This window comes from Nocardia pseudovaccinii NBRC 100343, from assembly GCF_001613225.1.
GTDB classification, from domain to species: Bacteria; Actinomycetota; Actinomycetes; order Mycobacteriales; family Mycobacteriaceae; genus Nocardia; species Nocardia pseudovaccinii.
This window is the reverse complement of sequence record NZ_BDBY01000135.1, coordinates 30,409-56,443: the sequence shown is the minus strand read 5'-3', so window position 1 is coordinate 56,443 and position 26,035 is coordinate 30,409. Positions and strand designations below refer to the sequence as shown.

The following is a 26,035-nucleotide window of genomic DNA, read 5'->3' as shown; positions in this document are numbered from 1 at the left end:
GCCGGGCACTGTCACTCGTGAACGCACGGGGGCGGTGGGCTCAATGATGTGGGCCTGCCCCCGCAGCCTTCGAGTGGCTTCTCAGCTGACGACGGGCGAGGCGATGACGACGGTGGCATCGGCCGGTTCGGTGTCGGTGCGGTAGCGATGGGGGCGTCTCCAGTGAACGCGAGCAGATCACCAGGCCCCAGCAGGCGCAGGTCATCGGTCGGGCCTGCTGTCAACCGGCCCGAGGCGACCAGCAGGTGCTCCACTGTGCGGTTCGCGTGTGGCACGCCCGCCAGATCGGTATGAGCAGGCATCCGCAACCGCCAGATCTCCAGGCTGTTACCGCTGCTGATCCGCCGCAGCAACTCCCGGCCGACCTCGCCCTCGCAGATCTCGGTACCGGCTAGGAATACCGGGCCGGGGTCGGTGTCGCGGGTCAGCAAGTCGGTCAACGGAATCCTGAGCGCGATCGCGAGCGGGATTCGCCGCTTCAAAGGCTGGATTCAGCGCCACCTTGCGGGCACGGTCCGCGCCGATTCCACGTCGCTATAGCCGCGGCTCCCCCCCGCTGTCCTGAGGCCGCGACACATCAGACCGATCATCGGGCGATTCGTTCCGGGGGCTCGCTTGCGACGATCGACGACATGCGCAGTGCCGCAATAGATTCGGGGGATAGTCCGAGCCGATCCTGCAGTACGGACTCGGTATGTTCGCCGAGTCGGGGTGCGGGGCGGGCGGGAATGTGTGCACCGTTCACCGAGATCGGGGAACCGGGGGCGAGGTATTCGCCGATCTCGGGTTGATCGAGCAGGGTGAACAGAGGGTTCGCCGTGATGCGGGGGTCGGTCGCGAGTTCGTCGAAACTGCGGTAGCGCTCCCAGAGCACCGATGTTTTCGCCAGGGCGGTGGCGATCTCCTCGGCGGGGCGGTCGCGGAACCACGGGGTGAACAGTCCGGTCAGTACGTCGCGATGACGGTAGCGCGTGCCCTCGTCGGTGAAGTCCGCCGCCAGCGCGGTGGCCAGCGCGTCGACCGCCGGGGTGCTGCCGGTCAGTTCGGTCAGGTCACGAAAATGCCTGGAGGTCAAGGCAACCACCATGAAGGAGACGCCGTCGGCGCTGGTGAAGTGCTGACCGTACTGGCCGTAGATGGCATTGCCCATGCGCGGGCGCTGCCGCCCGCACAGCGCTGCCTCGGTGAGGAAGCCGAGGTTGCCCACCGTGGCCAGCGCGACGTCCTCCAGCGGGACGGTGATCCGGCTGCCCTGTCCGGTTGCGTCGCGGTGGCGCACCGCCGCGGTGATCGCCAGCGCCGCGTACACACCGCATAGCAGATCCCATGCTGGCAGTACATGATTGATCGGGCCTTCGTGGTCGGCGGGCCCGGTGACGAGCGGGAAACCCGTGGCAGCATTGACGGTGTAGTCGACGGCGGCCGAACCGTCGGCGCGGCCGAGTATCTCCAGCTGGATCAGGTCGGGCCGCGTGGCGGTGAGCGTCTCGTAGTCGAGCCAATCCCGACCGGCGGCGTTGGTGAGCAGGATACCGCCGCTGGGGCCGCCGCCGGTGATCAGGCGGGTGACGAGCAATTGCCCGGCCGGTGCGCGCAAATCGGCTGTGATGGAGCGCTTTCCCTTGTTGAGTCCGGTCCAATAGATGCTCTCGCCGTCGTCGGTGAGCGGCCAACGACGGTAATCGGCGGCACCGCCGATCGGGTCCACGCGGATGACCTCCGCGCCGAGCTGCGCCAGCGTCATACCCGCCAGCGGTGCGGCGACGAAGCTGGAGATCTCGACGATGCGCACACCGGCCAGCGGCTGCGCCGCGGAGGTCCCGGGATTCGGCATCTACATCATCCTTTCGGCTACAGCGGTGTCATACCACTGACGAGCCAGTGGTCGTCGTGCTTCTCGACGGTGACGGTCACCCGGCTGGAACTGGTGGTCGGTGCGGGCACGGCGGTGCTGATGGTCACCTGGTCGATGAACATCAGCACCGTCACACGGTCGGTGGAGGCCGACAGTACGCCTGCGGATACCACCCGCGCTCTGGTGCTCACACCCTTCTCCTTGACCACCGGCACGATCGTCTTGTTCACCAGATTGCGGTAGTCGTCCTGGAACGAGCCGGTGAGTCCCGCCACGGTGGCCAGATCCTTGTCGACCGTGGCCGAGGTGTAACTGAGCATTGCCGCGACTGTTTCGCGGGCGGCGGTCGGGGCGTCCCGGCGAGCGGCGACCGTGGCGGCGTCGTGCCGGTTGTCTCGCACGAGCAGCACCGCGGCGACGGTCAGGGCGACGATCACTGCAGTCAGCAGCGGAATCATGCTGAGCCGCAGAATGTTTCGCAGGACTACTATGAATCGATCGGTCATGGCACGAACTCCACGTTGGATACCTTCGGGGTGCCGTCGACTTCCTTGATCTTCACGCTGAACCGGTAGGAGCGCGGTTCCTGTTGCCGAGTCTGCGTGTTGGTGACCTGTGCGTTCGCGGCGACGATGACGGTGACCGTGCCGTCGTCCGGAGCCTCGGCGCCGTCGTCGGCGGCGATGGCCGCGGCGACGACCTCGCCGGTGGACAGCACGTCGGCGTCTCGGATGGCCTGCAGGTAGTTCCCGGACCGGCTGTGCAGTTCGTCCGCGAACGGTGCGGTGGTGATATCGCTGAGACGGGCGAAGTCCGAATCGGCGCTGTCGCGGCGAATATTGATCAGGGCGGTGACACCGCGCCGGGCGGTGTCGACGATGGCGGCCTGGTGATTCGCGGCGACGTCGGTCCGCCGATGCTCGCGCAGCGCCAGTGCCGTCACCGTGGTCGCGGCGAGCAGCGCGGCGACGGCGAGCACTACCGCAGCGGTGCGAAAACTCTTGTGCCCCAGCTTCGGACGAGCGTGCCGCAGTCGCAGGCGTTGTTTGGGCTCCCTCGGTGGTCTGCCCGCGGATGGCGTTGTATCAGTGCTCACCATGGCTTCCGGGGGATCTGGGGACTCGCTCGGTGGCCCGGTCGGGCGGGTTGCCCGCCGACGCCGCGGCGGTTCCGTCATCAACGCGGTCGCGGCGTCGGTCGCGGTCAGGGAATCGGAGCGGTCAACAGTGAGGTCCATGACGCTTCCTGGGAGTCTGGTCGGTTGATGTCGATGTGGCGGTAGGGATGTCCGTCCGGTGTCAGATACATGGGGCTACCGGGCAGATAGTGGGCGACACCGGCAGGAGCGGGCGAGGGACTCAACTCGAAGGGCCCGTTGTTTCCGGAGGGCGGTACCACCCCGTTGCGGCACTGCTCGGGAGTGGCGGCGCGCACGCCCGGATTTTCCAGGCACGGCAGGTTCCGGGTGCCGCGCACGGCGAACTGCGAATCCTGCGGGACATTGCAGTACAGATTGGGCGGGGTATCGGGCGTGCTGGCGTCGGTGGGGCTGCGTCGTTCGTCGGCAGAGAGATATCCGGTGGTGCAGGCGGCGGGATCCTGAACCTCCACGGAGAAGACGACATTGGCGCCCCCGTCGGCGGCACCGCGCGCACCGGCGGTGTTCTCGGCCGCGATCAGGGGCGGCAGCAGGACCAGGATCTGCTCGATGGCTGGGTTGTAGGTCAGGGCGACCTGTCCCACCGCGGTCGAATTGGCCAGCAGCAGCGGCAGTGTCGGTGCCAGGTTCTGGAACAGCTGGTTGGCATCGTCGGCCGCGGCCGGACCGCGTTCCAGGATATTGCGCACGGCGGGGTCGGCGGTGCGGAGTTGGTCGGTGAGATAGGCCAGATTCGCGGTCCAATCGCGGATTTCGGCACTGCTGACCACCTGGGTGTTCAGCAGCGGGGTGAGTTGCTGGACGAGGGTGGTGAGGGCGTCGCCATTGGCGGCCATGGCGTCGACGAAGCTGACGGTGGAGTCCAGCAGGCTCGCCAGATCCTTTCCTGCACCGCCGAATCCGCGCGCGGACTCATCGAGCACGGTATGCAGAGTTTCGGGTGGGAGCGAGGCGAGGATCGCGCGGGTCTGCTCGAGGATGGGACCGATCCGATCGGCGATCCGCACCCGGTCGACGGCGATCGTATCGCCATCGCGCAGGAAAGGCCCGTGCTGCACGGCGGGCTGCAGATCCACGTACTGTTCGCCGATCGCCGACATGCTGCGGACCCGTGCGGTCAGGTCGGCAGGCACGGCGACCGAGTCGATGAGCGACAGCGTCGCGATGACTCCGGTGGGTGCCAGGTCGACGGAGGTGACGCGGCCGATCGTATGCCCGTCGTAGGTGACGTTGGCATTGCGATAAAGTCCACCGGCCCCTGGCAATTCGACGGTGACGCGATAGCGGCCGATATCGAGCGCCGCCGGAATCCGGAGATAGTAGATGCCGGTGAAAGTCGTCGACACCAGCGCGATGATCGTGAAGACGATCAGCTGGTTGCGGACAAGCCGGGAAGTGCGCCTGGTCGATTCGGTACTCATCGGCCACCTCCGGTCGCCGGTGCGGCGGCGAAGGGGGTGCCGAACAGCAGGCCCTGTTGCAGCCGCGGCAGGGTGAGATCCGCTTCCGCCCACAGGTTCATGTAGTCGCCGTGGATGCCATTGGTGATGGCGACCGGCGGGAACGGGAAGGTGGCGAGCTGGTTGATATTGGCGACGAGATCGTCACCGGTTGCGGCGATCTGCTGCAGGGTCGGCGCGAGGTTGGCCAGGTTCTGCTTCAGGTCCCCGTGGATCTGTCGTACCAGGGCGGTTCCGGCGTCGCCGAATCGAGTCAGTGCGGCGAAGGCATTGGTCAGGTCTCCTCGCTGCTGGCTGAGCACGCCGAGAGCGGGGTCGATGGCGGCGACGGCCCGGCCGATGGTGTCGGCGTCACCGGATAGCTGCGCGGCGAACCGGTCGAGATTGTCGAGTGTGGCGGTGATCGCGTTCCGCTGCGAATCCAACTCACCCAGTAGCGTATTCATCCCGTCGAGCACATTGCCGATCGAATCCTCATGTCCGGCAATCGCCTTGGTGGCCTCGGTGACGATGGTCTGCAGATGTCCCAGCCCGCCGCCATTGAGCACCATGGACAGCGCGGCCAGCGTCTGCTCGGTAGTCGGGTAGCTGCCCGCTCGCGCCAGCGGGATCACACTGCCCTCGACCAGCCAGCCCTGCGGGTCGGCCGGTGCGGTGAGTTCGATGTGGGTCGAGCCCAGCAGGCTTGTCTGTCCGATTTTGGCGGTGGCATTGGCGGGTAGTACGACGGAACCGTTGAGCGCCACGGTCACTCGCGCGTGCCAGTCTTCAGTGGTGATGGTCGTGATGGTGCCGACTTCCACATCGTCTACCAGGACCGGCGAGTTCGGGGTGATGGTCGTGACGTCCGGCATCTCGATGACCACGTGGTAGCTGCCGGGGCCGTGGCCCTGCGTCCCCGGCAGCGGCAGCGAATTCAACCCGGTCCACTGGCATCCGGACACCGTGGCGCACAGTGCGATCCCGCACAGCAGTGCTACGGGACGGCGGTGGCGGGCGGTGCTCATCGCGGCTGTCCCGGTAGCAGGAGCTGCTGCAATTGCGGTGGGCTGTAGACGAGTTGGCCGGGACCAACGCCGGTGCCGGTGCTCGGATTGATGCTCACCGGCGGGTAGTTCATCCGCAGCGTGTTCAGCAGCGGCCCGAGGTATTGCGCGCACAGCTGGGCTCCTTGCTCGGAGGTGGCGTTCGCGAGGGCGGCGATGCCGCCGCAGATGAAATTGATGGGGTTGCCGAAGTTCTGGGGTCCAGGAACGCCGGTCATCGCGCCCTGTCCGGGGTTGTAGGTGTTGTAGTAGTTCGACAGTGCGGTGGGAGCGCGGTGCAGCACGGTTTCCAGCGCATCGCGCTGGGCCACGATCACATCGGTGGCTTCGACGAGCTGGTGCACCTGTGTGGTGAGCCCGTCGCGATGTTCGGTGACGAATGCCTGGATATCGCCGATGGCGGTGTCCAGCGTGGTCAGTGCGGTCGACAGATCGCTGCGGTTGCCCGCCAGCACCTCGGTGACCGATGCCAGCCGACCCTGGAACACGACGATCTGCTGCTCGCTGGCCGCGAGCGCGGTGGTGAACGCCTGCAGGTTGCGGACGGTGCCGAACAGGTCCGTACTGCCCGCCGATAGCGTCGCCATGGTGGCGGAGAGCTGGTCGAGGCTGGCCCGCAGGGTGTCGCCGTTGCCGTTCATCGCCGTGGCGGCGGATCCGAGAAACCGTGCGCCGGGTCCGGTGGGGTCATCAGGGCGCGGCGCGAGTGCGCTGGTGACCCGAGACAGTTGCTCCTCCACCTGATCCCATTCGACCGGCACTGCGGTGCGGTCTACCGGGATATCGACCTCGCGACCGGCACTGGGCCCACCGGTCCAGGCGGGGGTGAGCTGGATGAACCGAGCGGCGACCAGGCTCTGGGCCATGATCACGGCCTTCACGTCGACCGGTAACCGCAGCGACCGCGGCAGTCGCATACGCACCGTGAGCTCGGTGCCGTGCGGCTCGATCGCCTTGATGGTGCCCACCTTCACCCCGACCACGCGAACCTCGTCACCGACGTACAGGCCGCTGGTGGAGGTGAAATGCGCCGCGACGGTGTAATAGCGCGACCGCTGGACGAGGTCGTATCCGGCGACTACGAGTGCGAGTGCGAGCGCGGCGGCGGTGATTCGCGACAGCCACCGTCGGCGGGGGAGGCCGGTTCGAATTCGCAAGGCACCGGCTCGGATTCGGGCGATCATCGGACCTGTGGGATCGGTAGGGGCGCAGGCGGGAGGCCGAGCACCGTATTGACCAGGGGCTGTGTGTAGTCGGCGGGTACGAGGTTCTGCAGGTATGCGTAGAAGTAGGGACCACTGGCCACGGCGTCGCCGAGCGTGCCGATGTACATGGAGAGGCCCTGGATGCTCTTCGCCACGTTGTCGCGGTTGTTGTTCAGCACCGCCAGCACCTGTCCGAGCTTGTCCAGGGCCGGTGCCAGGTCGGCATCGGTGTCGTGCACCAGACCGGATAGTTGCCGCGACAGTTGGTCGATTCCGGTGATGAGCCCGCCCAGCGCCGCACTGCGGGCTTGGAGTTCTGCGAGCAGCGAATTGCCGTCGAGCAGTAGGGAATTGACCTGTGGCCCGCGCTTGGCCAGTGCCGACGTCACCTGTTCGGCGCCCGCGAGCAGGCCACGCAACGCGGCATTGCGCTGGTTGACCGATTCGGCGAGGCGTCGCATCCCGTCCAGTGCGGGCCGCACCTGCGGGGCCGCCGCCGATAGGACATCGGAGGCGCTGTCGAGTGCGCGGGTCAACTGGTCGAGGTCGATATCGCGGATGGTTGTGGTTGCCTCGTTGAGGATGGTCGGCAATGTGTAACCGGAGCGGGTCCGGTCCAGTGGGATGGTGTCGCCGGTGCGGAGCCGACCGACACCGGTAGGGACCAGTTCGACGGCGCGCCGACCCAATAGTGACGTGGTCTTGATGGTAGCGGTGGTCGCGTCGCCTAGTGCGATATCCGGGTCGGCGGTAAAGGTGACCCGCGCATGACCAGCGTCCACGGTGATATCGGTGACAGTGCCGACCCGCACTCCCGCAGCCGAGATATCGTCGCCGACGCGCAGACCGCTCGCATCGTCGAACAAAGCGCCGTACCGCAGCGGCTGGCCATTGAGCAGCGTGATCTTGTCGAATTGCAGTGAGACCAGACATATCGCCGCGGTCAGGACTATGCCGATGAGACCGATGCGACCGGCTTCGCGCTGGGAGAGTCGATTCATTTTCGCGCGCACCTGCCGGTCTGCTGGTCGGTCATCTCGATGACCACGGGGCGGCCGTCCGCGCCGGTCAGTTTGAACGACAGGCCGCACAGGTAGAAGTTGAAGAAGGACCCGTAGGTGCCCATGCGGATCAGCTTGCGGTAGTCATCTGGAAGCCGGTTGAGCACTTCGTCGAGGGTGTCGATGTGGTTGGTGGTCGGGGTGAGCGCGGCATTCAACTGGCTGACCGTGGCGGATAGGTCTGGGCGCACGTCGGCGAGCAGTCCGGTGAACGCGTCGGCGGCGCCGTCGAGGCCCTCGACCGCGTGCCCGAGGATGTCCCGGTCCTGCGCCAAACCCGACACCAACTGCTGCAGATGGTCGAGCGTGCTACTGAATTGGTCACCCCGCGAAGCGATTTCGGTGAGGACGGTATTCAGGTTGGTGATCACCCGCCCGATGACCTGATCGCGATCGGCCAGCGTGCTGGTCACCGAACCGACCCGGGTCAGTACATCAGCGATGGTTCCCGCGCGGCCCTGGAAGATCTTCAGCAATGCCATCGATAGCTCGTTGACCTGTCGCGGGTCCAGCGCTTGCAGCAGCGGATGGAACCCGCCGAGCAGGGCGTCCAGATCGAGTGCGGGTGCGGTGTTCGGCGGTTGGATGGTTGCGCCCACCGGTAGCGGCGTGGTGTCCGGGCCGCGCTGCAATTCGAGGTAGCGGTTGCCGACGAGGTCTTCGTACCGGATGGCGGCCCGGGTGGAGGTGGTCGGCCGGTCGTTCGTGGTGATCGAGAAGTCGACATGGGCCCGGTGATCCGCGCCGTAGCGCACCGCGCCGACCGATCCGACCGGGACTCCCGCGATGCGGACCTTCGCGCCGGGACGCATTCCGGACCCATCGGTGAACACTGCGTGATAGGTCCGCGAGCCCCCGGCCTCGACCTGTGTGAACACCAGGATCATCGCGCCGTTCACCAAGAGCATGACGAGCACGAAGATGCCCAATTTCACTGCGCGCGACCGGTTCATCGGCCACCTCCGATACCCAAGAGGTAGCTGACGAGGTCGGGGGTCCGCAGCCCGATCGCCTGGCGCGACGGATCGTACGGATTCGCGCCGGTGTCGGTGACCATGTACGGCACATTGACGACTGGGTCGGTGTAGGGCAGCCCCATACAGTTCGGGCCGCCGGTCGCGTTGACCTTGGGTAGGTCTTCCGGATAGCGGTACGGCGTCGCGCCCGGTATCAGCCCGGCGAACATCTTGATGCCAGGTTGCCCGGCGTAGGCGGCCGGGTTGGACGCGTTGCCCGCCGTGATTCCCCTGAACACACACGGGATCTCGGGTGAGTACAAGGCCAGCAGTGCGGTGGTGGGATCCAGCAGCCGCAGTAGGTCCGCGAGACCGGAACCGTTGTGCGCCAGCAGATCCGACCCGGTATTCGAGACGGCCGTGGTGCTGATGAGCAACGCCGACAGTTGGCGCTGCTCGTCGACCACCGAGTGGCCTGTTGTGGTCAGCGCGTCCAGCGTGCGAAGCAGATCCGGTGCGATGTCGGCGTAGAGCTGGGTGGTGGGTGCGGCCGTGCGCAGCAGCTCGGCGAATCCCGGATCGGCGGCATTCAATTGCGCGAGCACCCCGGCGGCGTGGTCGATTGCCGCGCCGAGCCGATCACCGCGGCCCTGCAGTGCCGTGGCCAGCGCGCCGAGGGTTGCCTCGAGCTGCGCGGGGTCGACCACCCGCAACAGGTTGGTGAGTTGCTCGAAGACGGTATTGATCTCGACGGTGACGCGCGAAATGTCGATCTCCGCACCGGGAGCCAGCCGTGCGGCGGCGGCCTGGGCGGGTGCGTCGAGGCTGACGAACTTCGCACCGAAGACGGTATTGGAGGTGATCTCGGCAGTGACATCGGCCGGAATCGACGCCAGCGCCGAGCGATGCACGCGCAGCGTCAGCCGGGCCTGATCAGAGCCGTATTCGATCGCGGTCACCTCGCCGACGTCGACGCCGGTCATGGTGACCTTCGCGCCGCGATCCATGACCAGCCCGGCACGATCGGCGACCACCGTCACCGTTACCCAGTCGTCGAAGCGCTGCTGGTAGCTGCCCAGCACCAGCCATCCGACGCTTACTGTCACGACCACCAGCCCGAGCACCGCGAGTTTCCGCGTTATTTGCCGCACCATTGCATCCACGCCCTATCCGGAGAGGTGGAAATTGCCGGTGCCGCCGTACAACGCGAGTGACACCAGGAGCACGACGAGGACCACCATGATGAGCGACATCCGCACCGCGCGCCCGACCGCAGCGCCGACGCCCGCCGGACCGCCCGCGGCGGTGAATCCGTAGTGGGTGTGGATCAGCATGACCAGCACCGCGATCGCGATCGCCTGCACGAACGACCACGCCACATCGATCGGGTTGAGAAAGGTCGAGAAGTAGTGGTCGTACAGCCCGGGTGACTGGCCGAAGATCACCACTGTGGTGAATCGTCCCGCCAGGAACGACGCCGCTAAAGCCAGCGAATACAGCGGAATGATCGTGATCATGCCCGCCGCGACCCGGGTGCTGACGACATAGGGCACCGGCCGGATGGCCATGGACTCGAGTGCGTCGATTTCCTCGGCGATCCGCATGGCCCCGATCTGTGCCGTCGCCCCGGCCCCGAGCGTCGCTGACAAGGCGATCCCGGAAATCACCGGCACCGCGATCCGCACATTGATGAAGGCCGACAGGAATCCGGACAGCGCCTCGATGCCGATATTGCCCAAAGAGCTGAATCCTTGGATGGCGATGGTGCTGCCGGTCGCCAGCGTCATGAATCCGACGATCGCCGCGGTTCCGCCGATCATCGCGAGAGCGCCACTGCCCATACTGATTTCGGCCACCAGGCGCAGGGTTTCGCCGGGATGTCTGGCCACCGCGCCGGGAGTTTGCAGAATTGCCTTGCCGTAGAAGATGATTCGCGCACCGACGGCGTCGATTTCGCGGTTCCAGCGGCCCAGCCGCTGCCGGGTGCGGACGAATTTGCCGGTTTCGGCGATATCCATCGAAATCACCTCCCCGAGAATCGGATTCCGGCCGCGGTCACCACGGTGTTCACCACGAAGAGGGCGATGAACGCGTAGACCACGGTTTCGTTGACCGCTTGCCCGACGCTTTTCGGGCCACCGGATACCGACAGGCCGCGATAGCACGCCACCAGTCCGGCGATCAGTCCGAACAGCATGGCCTTGACCGCGGAGATGGCGAGCTCGGTCGACCCGGTCAGCAATGTGACACCGGCGGCGAACGCTCCTGGATTCACGCCCTGCAGCAATACCGAGAACACGAATCCGCCGGTGATGCCGATGGCGCACACCAGACCGTTGAGCAGAACCGCGATCATCGTCGAGGCGACCACGCGCGGAATGACCAGCCGTTGAATGGGATCGATGCCGAGCACCTCCATGGCCGCGATTTCCTCGCGGATGACTCGCGATCCCAGATCCGCGCACATCGCCGTCGCCCCCGCACCGGCGACGATCAGTACGGTCACCATCGGTCCGACCTGGGTGACCGCGCCGAATGCCGCACCTGCCCCGCTCATGGTGGCCGCACCGATCTCGCGCAACAGGATATTGAGGGTGAAGCTCACCAGTACGGTGAACGGCACCGCCACCAGGATGGTCGGCAGCAGCGACACCCGCGCCAGCATCCAGCTCTGCTCGATGAATTCGCCGAACCGGAATCGCGTCCGCACCAAACCCCGTCCGACCTCGGCGATCATGGCGAAGAACTGACCGACTTCCCGAACCGGCGCGTGCAGCCGTTCTAGTTCCATCGATCCTCCAGCGGACCACTCGGCGCTGTGGACGATGTCGGCACCGGGCTGGTCGAATGACTAACTATTGCTCTTACAGTGTGACCGACGATACATCACGGCAAGGGGCTTGCCCAGGCGTTTGCGATGAATTGTGTCCAGCTGTTTGAGCGTAATTACGACAGACGAAAGCGCGTTGTCGCCGGACATGAAGGGCGACAACGGATCGCGGCGAGCTGGAGATATCGCCGCACGCTCGATCGAGCCGTGTGGGACGCCGTCGGAAACGGCCGTACCCGCCGGGTTCCGGCGGGTACGGATAGCGGGTGACTACTTCGCCGCAGCGGCCTTGGTAGGACGGCGCGTAGCCGATGACTTCGTCGGCGCTGCCTTCTTGGCAGGTACCTTTTTAGCGGGTGCCTTCTTGGCGGGTGCTTTCTTCGCCTTCGCACCCGATCCCGATTCGAGCAACCGGCTCGCCTGTTCGAGAATGCAGTCGAGGCCGTACTCGAAATTCCGATCGTCCGGGGCCCCGGTGTGCAGGCCCTTCGAACTCGCCTCCGCCAGTAGCGGTGTGGTGTCGGGCGAGATGGTGAGGCTGTCGTAGTATGCGCCCGCGCCGGACTCCGATTCCTCGTTCTTGTCGGAGAGACGTTGCAGTACAACCGATCCGCGCACATGCAGCTGAACCGCGGAGTAGGTCGCGACGGCGTCGTCGAGCGACAGTCCGGCCTCGACCAGATTGGCGATGACCTCCTCGGTCTGCCGTGCGCCCAGCTGTGCGGCTTCCGGGCTCAGTGCCGACCTGATCAGTATCAGATCGCAGAGAATGGGATTGGCGTTGAACGTCTCCCGCATGGTGCGGGCGTGGTTGCGCAGCGATTCGCGCCAGTCGCTCGCGACGACGAAAGGCGTGACGAAGGTGGCGTACTGGCGCAGCGCGCGGTCGGTCATGGCGTTGAGCAGTTCGTCCTTCTTGCGGAAGTACCAGTAGATGCTCGTCACGCCGACGTCGAGATGTTTGGCCAGCATCGGCATGCTCAGGTTGTCCAGCGACACCTGATCCGCGAGCTCGAACGCACCGTCGAGAATGTCCCCGGGATTGAGGGATCCGCGCTCACGCCGCGGCCGTTTCTCCGCGGCTGCCCGCTTCGCCATATGTGCGCCCACCTCCGTGAAGTCCGCTCCGACGCAATCGTTTCCCGGTCCCGGGAAACCGACAGCAACAGCCATCGTACCTATAACCGTAAATCCTACTGCGATGCCTTCTATCGGCGCGTCGCGGCCCCGCGTATCGGCATGGTCATCGCGGAGTGAATACTGATAAAGATACAGTATGCTTATCTATAAGCTCGCGACGGAGGCGGTAGCGCAATGGATTTGGGATTGACCGACGCGGCAGCGGTGGTCGTGGGCGGTAGCCGGGGCATGGGACTTGCCGCCGCTCGCTGCTTGGCCGACGACGGCGCTCGGGTGGCGGTGCTGGGGCGTTCCCGCCCCGACCTGGATGACGCGGTCAAGGACCTGACCCACCGCGGTAGCCCCGACGCCATCGGGCTGGTCGCGGACGTGCGCGACGCCGATCAGATCGCCGCCGCGTTCGCCGAACTGGGGCAGCGCTGGCATGGCGAACTCAATGTGCTGGTCAATACAGTCGGGCCGACTGTGCAAGGCCGGTTCGACATCCTCACCGACGACCAGTGGCTCGAGGCCGTCGAGGACGGCGTGCTGTCGATGGTGCGCAGCGTGCGTGCGGCGCTGCCGTTGCTGCGCAAGGCCGAATGGGCGCGGATAGTGAACTTTTCGGCGCATTCGACGCAGCGGCAGAGCATTCCGCTGGCGGCCTATACCGCCGCGAAGGCGATGCTGACGAGTGCGTCCAAGAATCTGTCACTGTTGCTTGCCGCGGAAGAGATTCTGGTGAATGTCGTCTCGCCCGGCACCTTCGTGACCCCGGCGCTGGTCGATTGGGCTCACTCGGTCGGCGTCGAGAGCGACGATCCCTATCTGCTGATGGCCGAGATCGCCGAGCATTACGGACATCCGGCGCAGCTGCCCCGGGCGGGCCGCCCCGAGGAGATCGGTCCGGTCGTCGCCTTTCTGGCCTCGCGGCGAAATTCGTATATGACCGGTGCGAATGTCAATGTCGACGGCGGTTCGGATTTCACCTGAGCCCGATACCCGAAGGGCCACCTGACCTCGATCCCGGGGGTCCCTGACTCCGATCCCGAGGGCGCCTGCGTCCGATCTTCCGACGGCCGCCTGCGTCCGAGCCCGGGGACGGCCGCCCAGCGCGTCAGACTCGCTCACCGTCGACGAGCGAGGCAAGCACCGCGAAGCTGTCGTGTGCCGCGGCACCGGCGACGGCACGTACGACGCCGACCCGCGACACCTCGAACGGCTGCATCCGCTCCCCGGCCTCGGCGGTGCAGACGGCCGCGAGAAAGAGTTCGGTGATACCCGCGCGATACAGCGTCCACAGGCGTTCGAGGTCGACTCCGATCCCGGCGGCGGCGAGCCGGGCCGTGTATCGCTCGACGAGTTCTCGTTCGATCGTGCGGAGCAGGTCCGGCTCGACGGAGGCGTTCGCGAAGTAGGCGACATCGCGGATGCCGACCCCGGCCGTGGCGATCTGCCAGTCCAGGAAGCCGGGCCCGGTATCGGTGAAGAACAGGTTGCCCAGGTGCGGGTCGCCATGGATCAGAGTCTGCGGCTGCGCGGCCCAGAAGGCATCGATATCCGCGCTGCGCTGATAGAAGATCCGGCACTGACGCTTCATCGGCTCGGGTATCAGATCTTTGGTATGCCCGGTGATCTCGTGAAGGAACCGGCGGCGGATGAGATCACCGAGCCGGAGATCCGCCGTCGTTCGAACCGTGAGCGGCCGCAGGTCGTCGGCGAACCGGCCGCTACCCCAGAACGTGAGGTGCAGATCTGCCATGGCGTCGATCACGGCCGCAGCCTCGGCGCGCGTGACCGTATCGACGACAGTACGGAACTGCGCGGATCCCGACAGATCCTCCAGCACTAGGATGCTGCGGCGCCGGAGTCGATCACATTGCGCGACATAGCATCTCGGCACCCGCACCGAGGGATTCGCGCCCAGTGCGCGATAGGCGATGACCTCGCGGGTCCCGAGGTGGAAGACGTTCATCAGGACGTGCTGTAAATAGTTGCGCGGCGGCAATTTCACGAACAGCTGCTCGGGCACCTCGCCGCTGTCGGATTTCACGGTGATACGAGCGCGCGCCGCCGTACCGGAATGCGCGTCCAGCACGTGCACCGAGGTGATCGTGCCCGGCCGCAAACCGAGTGCCGCGCCGAGCCAGTGTTCGTTCACCTCGTGGATGCGCAGTGGAATCGCCGCCGGGCCGGGGAGGGTGCGATCGAGTCCGGCCCGGACGGCTTCTCGTGCGGCCATGCCGAGGCCGAGGGTGGTGTCGAGTGATCGCAAGGTCTTACCGGTGGCCCGATTGCTGTGCCTGTTCGCGGGCGATCCGCTCGTTGTGAATCCGGACGAGTTCACGGTAACCGATATGCTTCCACTGCGGTTTCGGCTGCACTCCCCATTGATCCTGGGCGGTGGTCTGGCCTGCCGCTTCGGGTTTGCCGCCGAGCGGTGGCGCGTTGAGCGCACCCTGGTTGCATTCGAGCGTGTCGTCGGAGTAGCGCACCTTCATCATCTCGTCGCAGATTTCGGTGATCGACAAGGTGGGCCAGCCGTACCAGAGGGCGAGGGCGGGCACGGTCAGCGAACCCTCGACGACCAACGCGATCAGGCACACGAGGATGCCGCGCTTGAGCCACTTGTGCATTCGCGCGAACGGTGCCGTCGTACCGAGCGGCAGATCTTGTTCCGGCGACGACTCGGCCGCGGGTGATTTGTTGCTCATGGTGTTCTCCTGGAACCGGATTCGAGGTCAGTCGGAGAAGATCTCGCGGTTGACCGTGTGCAGATAGGGGATCGCGAGGAATGGCGTGATGTAGAAGATGTCGTACAACCACCAGCCGGTCACCGGCAGCACGACGCCGTGGAAGCGCACATCGGCGTACATGGTCATATTGACGACGTAGCCGATCCAGATCACCACACCGAACCAGCACGTGACGATCAGCCACTGGTGGCCCCACCGCTTCATCTGCAGAAATGCGATCGCGGCCGCGACCCGCATCGGGAATACGGTGAATATCAGCGCGACTTCCCAGCCTTTTTCGCCGGGCGCGCCCGCGCCGCCGATCCACAATTCGTTGTAGTGCCAGAAGTATCCGGCATCGACGAAATTGCCCCACGCGGTGAAGAACACGCGGGTGACAACGGTGTGGTTGGCGAATAGGTCCAGCACCCAGCCGATGCTGTTGAGGAAGGCGTCGAGGATGACCAGATAGCCGATCAGGGTGACGATGATCGGCCGGACGGACAGCCCGTCGCGTTGTGCCTTGCGCTGCAACCACACTCCGCGCAGAAAGATCGGCAATCCGACGAATCCGAAGATGAAGGTGCCCATCAGCGCGGTTCCGACAGTGAGCCACTGGTCGGCCCGGCGCTGCGCGCGGCGACTTTTCTCGTGGTGTTCGTCGTAGGTCACCGAGGTTTCCGGCGCTGTCTTTCCGGTGCTCCGGCGCAGGGTGAATGTCGGCATATTCATGATCGCCCCTACCAGTCCCTGGTCATATACATCTGTATTTGGATCAGGAACATCGCCAGTAGAAATCCGTATATGACGATCTGGAAAACGATGAGCGCTCGGCGGCGCTGCCGATCTTGTTCGTTCATCGAACGGTCCTCCTCGGGTGACTACACGGCCGGGTCTTCGGCGGTGAGCAGGCTGGCCGCCGCGATCTCGCGTAGGCCTTCGTTGATGGCGCCGTCGCTGCTCAGCGGCGCGAGGACGCATACGTCGGCGGCCTCGAGTTCGTTCGCGCCCGCGGCGATGAGCCGCGCCGCCGCCACCAGCACGCGCGTCGACGGCGATTCGAAATGGAAGACGTCATCGGCATTGCGAATGGTGTTGGCGCAGTTGACCAGTCGCCGTGCGACGGAAAGATCGATACCGGTCTCCGCGACCAGCACCTCGGCCTCGCGCTCGGGCGGCAGATAACCCATGGCGATGGTGACGAACCGCTGTCGCAGCGAGGGCTTCAACTCCTTCAGTGAGCTGCGGTAGGCCGGATTGTAGGAGCAGACGAGCATGAACGAGGCGGGCGCGGACACCACTTCGTCGGCACGATCGAGGAACAGCGTGCGCCGGTGGTCGGTGAGCGAATGCAGTATGGCCAGCGAGTCGTGCCGGGCTTCGACGACCTCGTCCAGGTAGCAGATCGCACCGGATTTGACGGCTTTGGTCAGTGGGCCGTCCCGCCAGGCGACGTCGCCGCCGGATACCAGGAATCGGCCGACCAGATCGGAGCTGGTGAGATCGTCGTGGCAGCTGATCGTGACCACCGGGCGACCGAGCAGGTGGCCCATATGCTCGACGAATCGCGTTTTGCCGCAGCCGGTCGGTCCGGTGAGCATGACCGGCATGTGCTGCTGGAAGGCCCATTCGAACAGTTGCACCTCGGTGCCGCTGGCATAGTACAGATCGGTTGTCATCGGAACTCCGGAATTCCTAACATCATTGGGCGACCAACTCGCGGTGGATATGGGCGAGCACGCGGGGCAACTCCTCCACCTGCAGGATCCGGCGCGAACGGCGCGCGCCGAATACCTCGGGGAGCGGATCCACGCGGGTGGGGCCGATGGCGAGGTAGTAGATCGCGACGCCAGCGTCGTCGGCCTCTTCGATGGCGTGCGCGACATCGGCCCACGCGTAGCGGCCCTCGTAGCCTTCGTCGGACATCAGGCCGTCGCCGATCACGATGATCAGGCGCCGCTCCGAGGGCTGCTCTAGCAGGCGGCGGGTCAGGTGCCGCAGTGGCGCGCCGAGCCGGGTGTAGCCGCCGGTGATCAGCCCCAGACTGCTCGGGTCCACGAAACGGGCATCGTCGAAGTCCTTCAGGCAGCGCACCTCGACCCGGTGGCGGGTATTGCCGGTGAAGACGAACAGGCCGTGGCGTTCCCGGGCGAGCGTCATGGCTCGGGACAGGGCGTCGGCACAGGCCAATTCGAGCCGGAAGATCCGGCCGCCGTGCACCCCGAGGGAGGAACTACCGTCCAGGAGTACCGCGGTGGCGACGTCACGGGAACTGGGCAGCAACTCGCGGAACACCCGTGGCTCGGCGGTCGCACCGGAGAGCATGTCGACGTAATGGCCGACATACCGGTCGATATCGAGATCCGACCCGTCCTCGAGGCCGCTGCGCATGGCGCGGTGGGTGTGTTCTTCGAACCAGCGGCGGATGTCGGGGGAGACCGGTGCGAGCGGTCGCGGGCGGGTGGCATGTTTGCGTTCCAGCACCGCGACGTGGTCGCGCAGAAAGCTTTTCGTCCAGAGGTTCCATTCCGGATAGGGCAGGCCCGCGCGTTGATCGGCTCGGATTTCGACGTCTTCGTTCTCCGGTCGGCTCGGTGGGGGCAGGTTGGTATTGCGGCTGCCGCCGTCACCGCCGACCGGTATCGACATGACGCGATAGGAGTCGCTGCGCGTCGACGTCCACGGCATCCGGGAGTAGGCCCGACGTGCCGCTACGGCCAGGCCGCCGCGTGCGGGAGCCGCCAGCGGGAGCTTGCCGAGCAGTGGATGCCCGCGAATTTGCTGCCGTGATCGCGCCAAACCCAGTGCACGGTCCATTATTTCGTCGCCATCGAGGTCGTGCTCGGCGATCTCGAGGTGGGGTAGCAGCCGACGGAGTTCGGGCAGCAGGCCGGGCAGCCGGTCGGCGATCCAGCCCGCCGCCACACCACCCTCGACGATCGACAGCGCGCCCAGTTCCCGGGGTGACAGCTCGTGCAACGGGTACCGTGCGATGCGGTCTTTCGATGGCGAACATTGCAGTGCCACACCGCATGTGAGCGTTGCTCTGGTCCAATCCGCGGCGACGGGTGGATACGGGACCTGCACGACGGTGCGGGTGGTGTTCAGACCGAAACTGCGCCGCTCACCGGTCACCAGCCGCACGCCCTCCCGGCGACGTCCGGAGAATGCGACGGCCGTGACGGCGCAACTGCGCTCGATCGAGAGCCCTTGCACCGCACCCTTCATGACGAACATCCACTGCCGCAGGGGCCGGACCTGCTCAGAATGTGCCGATATTCTTCATGATCCAGTACCAGAACGCGATGATCAGCAGCACCGCGCCCCACGCGAGGGCGATGCGCACAAGGTCCAATAGCATGGCCGTATCTCCATATTCGTCGGTTCGAAGTGGTTCGATGGGTGGTCCGCGATGATTGCTTCATCGAGGCTCCAGACTGCGCAGAACGGTGATCAGGTAGTTGTCGAGTGCGTTGGCGCGCAACGCCTTCGAGCCCGAGGTCGTGGTCAGCAGGGCGTAGAGCCCGAGCAGAAAGAACACCGCGCTGTGATAGGGATCGACGGCGATCTCGGCCTCGCCGTTGTCGCGGGCGCGCTCGATCTCCTCGACCACCAGGACGATCACCGGATGCTCACGCCATTCGTCGTCCAGTGGCCGGGTCGGCGAAAAGTGAATCGCCAGCAGCTCTTTGAACAGCAGGCTGCCCAGGCGGCGTTCCAGGCCGACTATCAGCTGAATCGTTTTCCGTAGCGCCGATTGGAGATCGTGCGGTGCGGCGAGAAACCGGGTGAGTTCCTTGGCGATCCGTGCTTCCTCACGTGCCTCCAGTTCCAGCAGCGCGTGTTCTTTGCTCGGGAAGTGGAAATAGAAGGTGCCGCGCGCGACGCCCGCCGCCTCGACAATCGTGCCGATATCGGCATCGGCCATGCCGACGTTCTTGAATTCGGCGATGGCCGCGTCGAATACGCGCTGCCGGGTCTGCAGACGCTGGGCTTCGCGGCCCTGCGGCTTGTCCTGAACTTCGCTCATGCGCCAATTTCTAACTTCTGTCACTGACGAGTGTCAATGAAGAACGATCCGCACGATTCGGATAGATATCGAAATATGTTCTCCAGCTTACGATTTGCTGTGCCTGAAGCAATCTTCGAAGTGCGGCTGAGAACATACTGACAGATGTCATTGAATCTAGTCAATGACATCGATGGATCAGCCGCGAGTGTGTGCACCACCGTTCAGTACGTCGTTCAATGCCGTCAGCCGCTCCTGGAGAAAGGCTCGTGAGACCGGCGCCCAAGTCTCGATCAGATCGAAGCCGTGGTACGCGCCGTGCACCACGTGCACCGTGCAGGGGACACCGGCCTGGCGCAGGCGTTCGGCATAGGCGATGTCCTCGTCGTGGAACAGATCGTTGGTGCCGACGCCGATCAAGGCCGGGCAGACCCCGGCCGGGTTCTCGTATCGGGCCGGCGCGGCCAGTGCGGGCACCGTGCCGGTCGCGGCCGGGCCCAGGTAGGACTGCCATCCGAAGCCGTTGTTCCGCGGGCTCCACAGACGTAGTCCGCGGTGGGCGATATCGGTGCGCGCGGTGGTCCGATCGTCCAGCATCGGATAGGACAGCACCTGCAGTACCGGGTGCACCTCGGCGCGTTCGTGGGCCAGCAGCGCAAGCGCGGCGGCCAGGCCACCGCCCGCGCTCTCCCCGGCGATCGCGATACGGTCCGGATCGACATCCGGTTGGTCGGCGAGCCAGCGCAACGCGGCATAGCAGTCCTCGAGCGGTGTCGGGAAGGGGTGCTCGGGTGCCAGCCGGTATTCCGCCGATGCCGCGATGACCCCCAGGCGGTCCGCGACTCGGCGGCAGAAGCTATCTCCCATCGCGGCGGTGCCGATGACGTAGCCGCCCCCGTGGATGAACAGCAGGCCCGGTGCCTGGCGCGGGGCCCGTGCCGGTCGGAATACGCGCACCGAGACGTGCGCGTCGACCGCCTCGATCGTCCCGCCCGCCGGTCGACCGCGCCCGGTGAGTTTCGTCAGCCTGCGGACCGGCCCGATGGTGCGCGCACCGACCGTGGAGCGCCGCAGGTAGCGCGCAATGCGGAGTTCGGGGTGGAAGGTGGAATCCGAACCCACGATGGTTCGTCCTCTCGCGGGCTGTCAGGCGACCAGGTCGTCCGGTTCGAGCGGGGCGAAGAACGCGCTCATGCCGCGTCCGGTCAGTGCGTCGCCGAGTGCGACGAAGTCGTAGGACTGACCGGGGTCCCCGCCGACGCGGCAGACTTCGGCCAGAGCGTCGTCGTCGGCGAGCAGCGCATGGTGGATTCGGATGAGATCGGCATCGAGCGATCCGATCCGTCGCTCCGCGTACGCGACCATCAGATACAGGCACAGCTGCTGCGCCGGAGTGTCCGGATGCGGGTCGAGTCCGCGCGAGAGCTTTGTGCGCAACGCGTCGAAGGTCTGCTCGATGTAGTGCAGGAATACCGGCCGCGGGCTGTGCGGGATCTTCGTCCGCACCTGCTGGGCCAGCGCCTCGCCCGCGCCGAGCAGTTCCTCGACGGTTCGCGATGTGAGACCGGGGACCCCGTTGTCGCTCATAATTCTCTCCTAGCGCACCGGACCCGGATCGTGGCCGCGCGAACCAAGGCTCATTGTCGAGCACCGACGCTCTTGTGTCATCAACTGTAAAATATTCAGTATATCGCCGCAAGCGGTCGCCGATCCATTGGTTGCGCCACGTATCGGCGTTCACCTGCCTCGCTCTTGTGGGAGATGTTACAGTTGGCATTACTGGATGATTAACTATTTCCGTCTCGGCGCGCTCGGACGCGACCGCGGACAACAGGATCTGGGTCGGCCTTCGGCGCGGATGCGCGATCGCCCGCTCGATCTCAGCTGAGTTGCGACTGGAAAGACATCACGCATGAGCACTGGAACCACCGAAGAGCCGATCAGCGACAGCGCCCTGGCGCCCGCCGCGATCCTGGAACTGCAGCGGCAGGCCTATCTGCGCGAAGGGCCACCCTCGGCGGCGGTCCGGCGGCACCGGATCGACCGGTTGCTCGCCATGGTTCTGGACAATCTCGACTCGTATGTCGACGCGCTTGCTCGCGATTTCGGTACCCGGTCCCGAACCGGGATTCTGTTCGCGGAGATCATGGGCATGCTGTCCACCCTCGAGCACACCCGCTCGCATACCGGCAAATGGATGCGCCCCCGTAACCCCAAGCCGACGGCTCGCCTATACGGGATCCGTGCCCAGGTGCAACCCACTCCGGTCGGTGTGGTCGGTATCATCGGGCCCTGGAATTTCCCGCTCCAACTGGTCGTCGTGCCCGCTGCGGCCGCCTTCGCCGCCGGTAATCGGGTCATGATCAAGATGTCGGAGATCACCGCGCGCACCGCGGAACTGACCCGATCGCTGGCGCCGGAGTATTTCGATCCGTCCGAGCTCGCGGTGGTGACCGGCGGTCCCGAGGTGGGCGCCGCCTTTGCCGAATTACCTTTCGACCATTTGTTTTTCACCGGATCGACCCGGGTCGGCCGACTGGTTCAGCGGGCCGCCGCGGCCAATCTGGTCCCGGTGACCTTGGAACTCGGCGGGAAGAATCCGGTGGTCGTGGCACCGGATGCCGACATCACCAGGGCGGCGGCGCGAATCGCTCGCGCCCGGATGATCAACGGCGGGCAGGTCTGCGTGAGTCCCGATTACGTCTTCGTGCCCGAGGGGCGCATCGACGTCTTCGCCGACGCGCTCGGCACGAGTTTTCGGGATACGTTCCCGGCCATCGCGGCCAACGAGGACTACACGGCCTGCGTCGACCAAGCCAACTACGACAGGGTTCGCGCCCTCATCGACGAGGCGCGCACCCAAGGAGCGCGGGTCGAACAGATCGTGCCGGCGGACGAGACGCTGCCCGATCCGGGCACTCGGAAGATCCCGCCGACCGTCGTCCGCGATATCACCGATGACATGCGGATCGCCACCGAGGAGATCTTCGGGCCGGTTCTCATCCTGCGGCCGTACACGCAGCTCGCCGATGTCGTCGACCACCTGAATGGAGGGCACTCGCCGCTGGTCGCCTACTGGTACGGGCCGGGCGGGCGGGACTTCCGCGCCTTCGTGAGGAATACGCGCAGCGGCGGTGTCTCCCGAAACGACTTCGCGCTCAATATGTTTCCGGAGGACGCCCCCTTCGGCGGGGTCGGGGCCAGCGGTATGGGGGCCTACCGTGGCAAGGCGGGGTTCGACACCTTCACCCATTACCGCACCGTGGTCGGCACCGATCTCCCGTTCGTCGTCACCGCGCTGGCCGCACCGCCGTTCTCGCGGTTCATTCATCGCGTCATCGATATCGCGCTGCGCACTGCGCATCAGCGTACGCGTCGACGTCTCGGCGCCCGTGGCTCCGGACGTTGAGTTCCATCGCCGGGCACGAATATCCCTGTTGTAATAAATACCGTATCACTTACAGTTTGACCGTCCGACTGCGCTCGGGCAGCACACGACCGAGGAGCCACTGTTGTCTCGTTCCGTGACCAGATCCGAACCGTCGACGGCGCAATTCACGCTCGTGGCGGCCGCTGATGCCGCCGCGGCCGCCATTCCGGATCGGGAACTGATCTGCCAGGGCGATCGGCGCCACACCTTCGCGCAGATCGCCGAGCGTTCCAAGCGGTTGGCGGCCTACCTGCACGCCAAGGGACTGGGCTGTCACACCGAACGTTCGGCACTCGCGGACCACGAGGTGGGGCAGGACCTGCTGGGGATCTACGCCCACAATGGACACGAGTACGTGGAGGCGATGATGGGCGCCTTCCGAGTACGTGTCGCACCGTTCAACGTCAACTATCGATACGTCGAGAGCGAGCTGCGGCATCTGCTGGCGGATTCCGGTGCGACCGCGCTGATCTATCACGCCGCCTTCGCGCCACGGGTCGCCGCGGTGCTGCCCGAGTTGCCGACACTGCGAGTACTGATACAGGTCGCCGACGAGTCGGGTAACGAATTGCTGGACGGGGCGGTCGATTACGAGACCGTCATCGCCTCGACCGCGCCGGAGCCGCTGCCCGTGCAGCCCTCTCCCGACGATCTCTATGTGCTCTACACCGGCGGCACCACTGGTATGCCGAAGGCTGTCCTGTGGCGCCAGCACGACATCTTCATGGCCGCCTGCGGCGGGCGGGATATGTTCAGCGGATCGCTCATCGGGTCGAACGACGAGGTCGCCGCTCGGGCGGCCGCGAATCCCGGTGTCCGGCTCATGCTCCTGCCGCCGCTGATCCACGGTGCGGCGCAGTGGGCGGTCCTGACGGCCACGATGACCGGCCAGAGCGTTTTCCTGTCCTCGGTCGTGGACCGTATCGATGCCGAGGAAATCGTGCGCACCATCGAGCGGGAGCGGGTGGCGATTCTGATCGTGGTCGGCGACGCGATGGCCCGTCCGCTGCTCGCCGCGATCGAGTCGGGTGCGGCGGACGTATCGTCGCTGGTGGCGTTGGCCAGCGGTGGTGCTGTGCTGAGCCCGTCGGTCAAACAGCGGTGGATTGCCGCGGTTCCCGGTCTGGTCGTGATGGATGCCGTCGGGTCCTCGGAGGGCGGCACTCAGCTCAATCACGTCTCGTCGTCTGGATCCGTATCGACCGGCACATTCATCCCGGGGGCGGACACTTGCATCGTGGCCGAAGACTTCGGTTCGGTGCTGGCAGCGGGTCACGACGGTATCGGATGGCTCGCGCAACGCCGCTTCACACCGCTCGGGTACAAGGGCGACGCCGCCAAGACCGCGATCACCTTCCCGGTCATCGCTGGTGCGCGGTATGTGCTGCCGGGCGATCGGGCCCGACTGCTGGCCGACGGATCCATCGAACTGCTGGGACGCGATGCGGTGACGATCAATTCCGGCGGCGAGAAGATTTTCGTCGAGGAGGTCGAATTGGCGATTTCGTCGCATCCGGCCGTCGCCGACGTCGTGGTGGTTGGCCGGCCGAGCCAGCGATGGGGACAGGAGGTCGTCGCGATCATCGCACCGGCCGACGGGACCGAGCCGACTGCCGAGGAATTGATCGCCCATGCCGCGGAATCCATTGCGCGGTACAAGCTTCCGAAGGCGGTGTTGTTCCGCCCGGAGATCGTACGCAGTCCGGTGGGCAAGGCCGACTACCGCTGGGCGCGCGAACAAGCGATCGCCGCGAGCTGATTCGCGACAGAGAAAGGGAACCGAAGTGGACTTCGCCAGGGTCGAGCCGACCGCCGGAGATCAGGAATTCCTGGACCGGGCGCGGGAATTCCTCGCGGCCACCGTGACCGAGGACGTGCTGCGCCGCGCACACGAGTCCGGCGACGGATTCGTCGAGGAACTGCATCTGGCGATGGGGGCGCATGGGTGGCTCGAGCGGGAGGCGAACAGCGCGGCAGACGGGGGACTGACGCCGGTGCAGCGTCGGATCTGGGATCTCGAGCGACGCCGGGCCGAGGTGCCGCTGGTGACCTGGGGTGCCACCATGATGATCCTGCGCGCGGTCCGCGAATTCGGCTCGCCGGAGCTGCTCGAGGAGGTGTTGCCGGGGGTGTATCGCGGCGAGGTCCGGTTCGCCATGGGCTACACCGAACCCGAGGGCGGATCCGATATCGCCAACTGCGCGACGCGAGCGGTGCGCGCGGGCACGGACTGGATTATCAACGGGCAGAAGATGTTCACCTCCGGCGCGCACAACTGCCGGTACGTATTCCTGCTGACCAATACCGATCCGGACGGGCGCAGACATCGCAATCTGACCATGTTCCTGGTGCCGCTGGACTTGCCCGGCATCGATATCCAGGGCCTGCGGACCGTGGACGGTGAACGCACCAATATCACCTACTACCAGGATGTTCGGGTTCCGGATCGATACCGGCTCGGCGAGGTTGACGACGGCTGGCGGGTGCTCAACGGTCCGTTGTCCGCCGAGCACGGCGCCGGTGGTGCCGACCCGAACGGGCTGGCCGATATCGCGATCATGAGCGGCTTCGGCACCACGATGGCCGTGACCGCCGACCGGGTGACCGCGTTGGCCGCCGCGGCCGGGCCGGACGGCCGACGGGGGCTCGACGATGGATCGATCGCGTATCGGCTCGGCCGGGCCCATGCCCGCATCGAGGCGGCGCTGAGCGCGCCGAGTCTGTTCGGGCGCGTGGCCATCGCGCAGACCATGCGGGATATCGCCCCGGATCTCATGGATGTCCTCGGCGATGAGGCGGCGCTGACCACGGGTGGCGGGGGAGCGGTGGCCGACGCCGCGGCCGAATACCTCTACCGGTGGGCGCCGTTGATCGGTATCTACGGCGGGACGCTGGATGTCTTCCGCAATATGATCGCGCAGTACATTCTCGGGCTGGGACGTCCGAATTACTCGGCTGCGAAATAGTCCGAAACAACGCAGAGCCGAGGTATCGCTTGGGGTTTGTCCGCCACCTACCTGACCACACTCGGATAAATTATAGCGAAAAGCTATTTTCAAATAGGCTTACCGTGTCATTTGCGGTAAGCCTATTTCACGTTGCTGCGCTGATTCCTTCCGTGCCGTGTTGGCTGGGATTTCTTGCAGCTCAGAAGCATTGACCGACCCGGG

Annotated in this window: 25 protein-coding genes; 4 read left to right on the top strand and 21 right to left on the bottom strand. The window is 65.7% G+C overall.

Annotation, left to right across the window (positions count from 1 at the left end):
- Window positions 1-11: 11 nt before the first annotated feature.
- From NP3_RS16320 to NP3_RS16260, 13 genes are all read right to left on the bottom strand, one after another.
- Window positions 12-440, bottom strand: a complete 429-nt coding sequence (locus NP3_RS16320; RefSeq protein WP_218024862.1) for a cupin domain-containing protein — start codon at window positions 438-440, stop codon at window positions 12-14.
- 146 nt (window positions 441-586) lie between these two features.
- Entirely contained in the window at window positions 587-1,834 is a 1,248-nt protein-coding gene (locus tag NP3_RS16315) for a CoA transferase (RefSeq protein WP_063042202.1), read from the bottom strand.
- Window positions 1,835-1,851: 17 nt separating this feature from the next.
- Complete coding sequence (locus NP3_RS16310) at window positions 1,852-2,361, bottom strand: hypothetical protein (RefSeq protein ID WP_063042201.1); 510 nt, start codon at window positions 2,359-2,361, stop codon at window positions 1,852-1,854.
- Complete coding sequence (locus NP3_RS47975; RefSeq protein WP_157124347.1) at window positions 2,358-3,092, bottom strand: Rv1363c family protein; 735 nt, start codon at window positions 3,090-3,092, stop codon at window positions 2,358-2,360. Before NP3_RS47975 ends, NP3_RS16310 begins: the two co-directional genes overlap by 4 nt.
- Window positions 3,059-4,435 carry an MCE family protein gene (locus NP3_RS16300; RefSeq protein WP_063042199.1) on the bottom strand — a complete coding sequence of 459 codons (1,377 nt, stop codon included), beginning with the start codon at window positions 4,433-4,435 and terminating at the stop codon, window positions 3,059-3,061. Before NP3_RS16300 ends, NP3_RS47975 begins: the two co-directional genes overlap by 34 nt.
- Window positions 4,432-5,481, bottom strand: coding sequence for an MCE family protein (locus tag NP3_RS16295; protein WP_063042198.1), 1,050 nt, complete (start codon window positions 5,479-5,481; stop codon window positions 4,432-4,434). The genes NP3_RS16300 and NP3_RS16295 overlap by 4 nt, the downstream gene beginning before the upstream one ends.
- Window positions 5,478-6,704 carry an MCE family protein gene (locus tag NP3_RS16290; protein WP_063042196.1) on the bottom strand — a complete coding sequence of 409 codons (1,227 nt, stop codon included), beginning with the start codon at window positions 6,702-6,704 and terminating at the stop codon, window positions 5,478-5,480. The genes NP3_RS16295 and NP3_RS16290 overlap by 4 nt, the downstream gene beginning before the upstream one ends.
- Window positions 6,701-7,726 carry an MCE family protein gene (locus NP3_RS16285; RefSeq protein WP_063042239.1) on the bottom strand — a complete coding sequence of 342 codons (1,026 nt, stop codon included), beginning with the start codon at window positions 7,724-7,726 and terminating at the stop codon, window positions 6,701-6,703. The genes NP3_RS16290 and NP3_RS16285 overlap by 4 nt, the downstream gene beginning before the upstream one ends.
- On the bottom strand, window positions 7,723-8,739 hold the full coding sequence (locus NP3_RS16280) for an MCE family protein (RefSeq protein ID WP_063042194.1): 1,017 nt from the start codon (window positions 8,737-8,739) through the stop codon (window positions 7,723-7,725). Before NP3_RS16280 ends, NP3_RS16285 begins: the two co-directional genes overlap by 4 nt.
- On the bottom strand, window positions 8,736-9,893 hold the full coding sequence (locus tag NP3_RS16275) for an MCE family protein (RefSeq protein ID WP_169814511.1): 1,158 nt from the start codon (window positions 9,891-9,893) through the stop codon (window positions 8,736-8,738). Before NP3_RS16275 ends, NP3_RS16280 begins: the two co-directional genes overlap by 4 nt.
- A gap of 15 nt (window positions 9,894-9,908) precedes the next feature.
- A complete protein-coding gene (locus tag NP3_RS16270) occupies window positions 9,909-10,760 on the bottom strand; it encodes an ABC transporter permease (protein WP_063042237.1) in 852 nt (283 codons plus the stop codon).
- A 5-nt stretch (window positions 10,761-10,765) separates the two neighbouring features.
- Window positions 10,766-11,533: an MlaE family ABC transporter permease gene (locus NP3_RS16265; protein WP_063042190.1), complete on the bottom strand. Its 768-nt coding sequence runs from the start codon at window positions 11,531-11,533 to the stop codon at window positions 10,766-10,768.
- A gap of 309 nt (window positions 11,534-11,842) precedes the next feature.
- Window positions 11,843-12,670: a TetR/AcrR family transcriptional regulator gene (locus tag NP3_RS16260; protein WP_063042188.1), complete on the bottom strand. Its 828-nt coding sequence runs from the start codon at window positions 12,668-12,670 to the stop codon at window positions 11,843-11,845.
- 216 nt (window positions 12,671-12,886) lie between these two features.
- Between NP3_RS16260 and NP3_RS16255 the strand changes: the two genes are divergently transcribed.
- Complete coding sequence (locus NP3_RS16255) at window positions 12,887-13,684, top strand: SDR family NAD(P)-dependent oxidoreductase (protein WP_063042186.1); 798 nt, start codon at window positions 12,887-12,889, stop codon at window positions 13,682-13,684.
- A gap of 124 nt (window positions 13,685-13,808) precedes the next feature.
- On the opposite strand, the gene NP3_RS16250 is transcribed toward NP3_RS16255, so the two are convergent.
- The 8 genes from NP3_RS16250 to NP3_RS16215 all read right to left on the bottom strand — a co-directional run bounded on the left by NP3_RS16250 (window position 13,809) and on the right by NP3_RS16215 (window position 21,022).
- Window positions 13,809-14,966 (bottom strand): phosphotransferase family protein, encoded by a 1,158-nt coding sequence (locus NP3_RS16250; RefSeq protein ID WP_245720964.1) that lies wholly within the window; start codon window positions 14,964-14,966, stop codon window positions 13,809-13,811.
- A gap of 4 nt (window positions 14,967-14,970) precedes the next feature.
- A complete protein-coding gene (locus NP3_RS16245; protein ID WP_063042184.1) occupies window positions 14,971-15,405 on the bottom strand; it encodes a hypothetical protein in 435 nt (144 codons plus the stop codon).
- Window positions 15,406-15,432: 27 nt separating this feature from the next.
- Window positions 15,433-16,158, bottom strand: a complete 726-nt coding sequence (locus NP3_RS16240; protein WP_063042183.1) for a hypothetical protein — start codon at window positions 16,156-16,158, stop codon at window positions 15,433-15,435.
- 149 nt (window positions 16,159-16,307) lie between these two features.
- Complete coding sequence (locus NP3_RS16235) at window positions 16,308-17,105, bottom strand: CbbQ/NirQ/NorQ/GpvN family protein (RefSeq protein WP_063042181.1); 798 nt, start codon at window positions 17,103-17,105, stop codon at window positions 16,308-16,310.
- 22 nt (window positions 17,106-17,127) lie between these two features.
- Entirely contained in the window at window positions 17,128-18,654 is a 1,527-nt protein-coding gene (locus NP3_RS16230; RefSeq protein ID WP_063042233.1) for a nitric oxide reductase activation protein NorD, read from the bottom strand.
- 193 nt (window positions 18,655-18,847) lie between these two features.
- Window positions 18,848-19,456, bottom strand: a complete 609-nt coding sequence (locus NP3_RS16225; protein WP_063042179.1) for a TetR/AcrR family transcriptional regulator — start codon at window positions 19,454-19,456, stop codon at window positions 18,848-18,850.
- A gap of 177 nt (window positions 19,457-19,633) precedes the next feature.
- Window positions 19,634-20,557 carry an alpha/beta hydrolase gene (locus tag NP3_RS16220; RefSeq protein ID WP_174566223.1) on the bottom strand — a complete coding sequence of 308 codons (924 nt, stop codon included), beginning with the start codon at window positions 20,555-20,557 and terminating at the stop codon, window positions 19,634-19,636.
- Window positions 20,558-20,581: 24 nt separating this feature from the next.
- Window positions 20,582-21,022, bottom strand: a complete 441-nt coding sequence (locus NP3_RS16215; RefSeq protein WP_063042175.1) for a hypothetical protein — start codon at window positions 21,020-21,022, stop codon at window positions 20,582-20,584.
- A 325-nt stretch (window positions 21,023-21,347) separates the two neighbouring features.
- Here NP3_RS16215 and NP3_RS16210 point away from each other — a divergent pair, with 325 nt between their 5' ends.
- From NP3_RS16210 to NP3_RS16200, 3 genes are all read left to right on the top strand, one after another.
- On the top strand, window positions 21,348-22,844 hold the full coding sequence (locus tag NP3_RS16210; RefSeq protein ID WP_245720963.1) for an aldehyde dehydrogenase family protein: 1,497 nt from the start codon (window positions 21,348-21,350) through the stop codon (window positions 22,842-22,844).
- 115 nt (window positions 22,845-22,959) lie between these two features.
- Complete coding sequence (gene mig, locus NP3_RS16205; protein WP_063042173.1) at window positions 22,960-24,624, top strand: acyl-CoA synthetase; 1,665 nt, start codon at window positions 22,960-22,962, stop codon at window positions 24,622-24,624.
- Between the two features lie 25 nt (window positions 24,625-24,649).
- Entirely contained in the window at window positions 24,650-25,831 is a 1,182-nt protein-coding gene (locus NP3_RS16200) for an acyl-CoA dehydrogenase family protein (protein WP_063042171.1), read from the top strand.
- Window positions 25,832-26,035 lie beyond the last annotated feature (204 nt).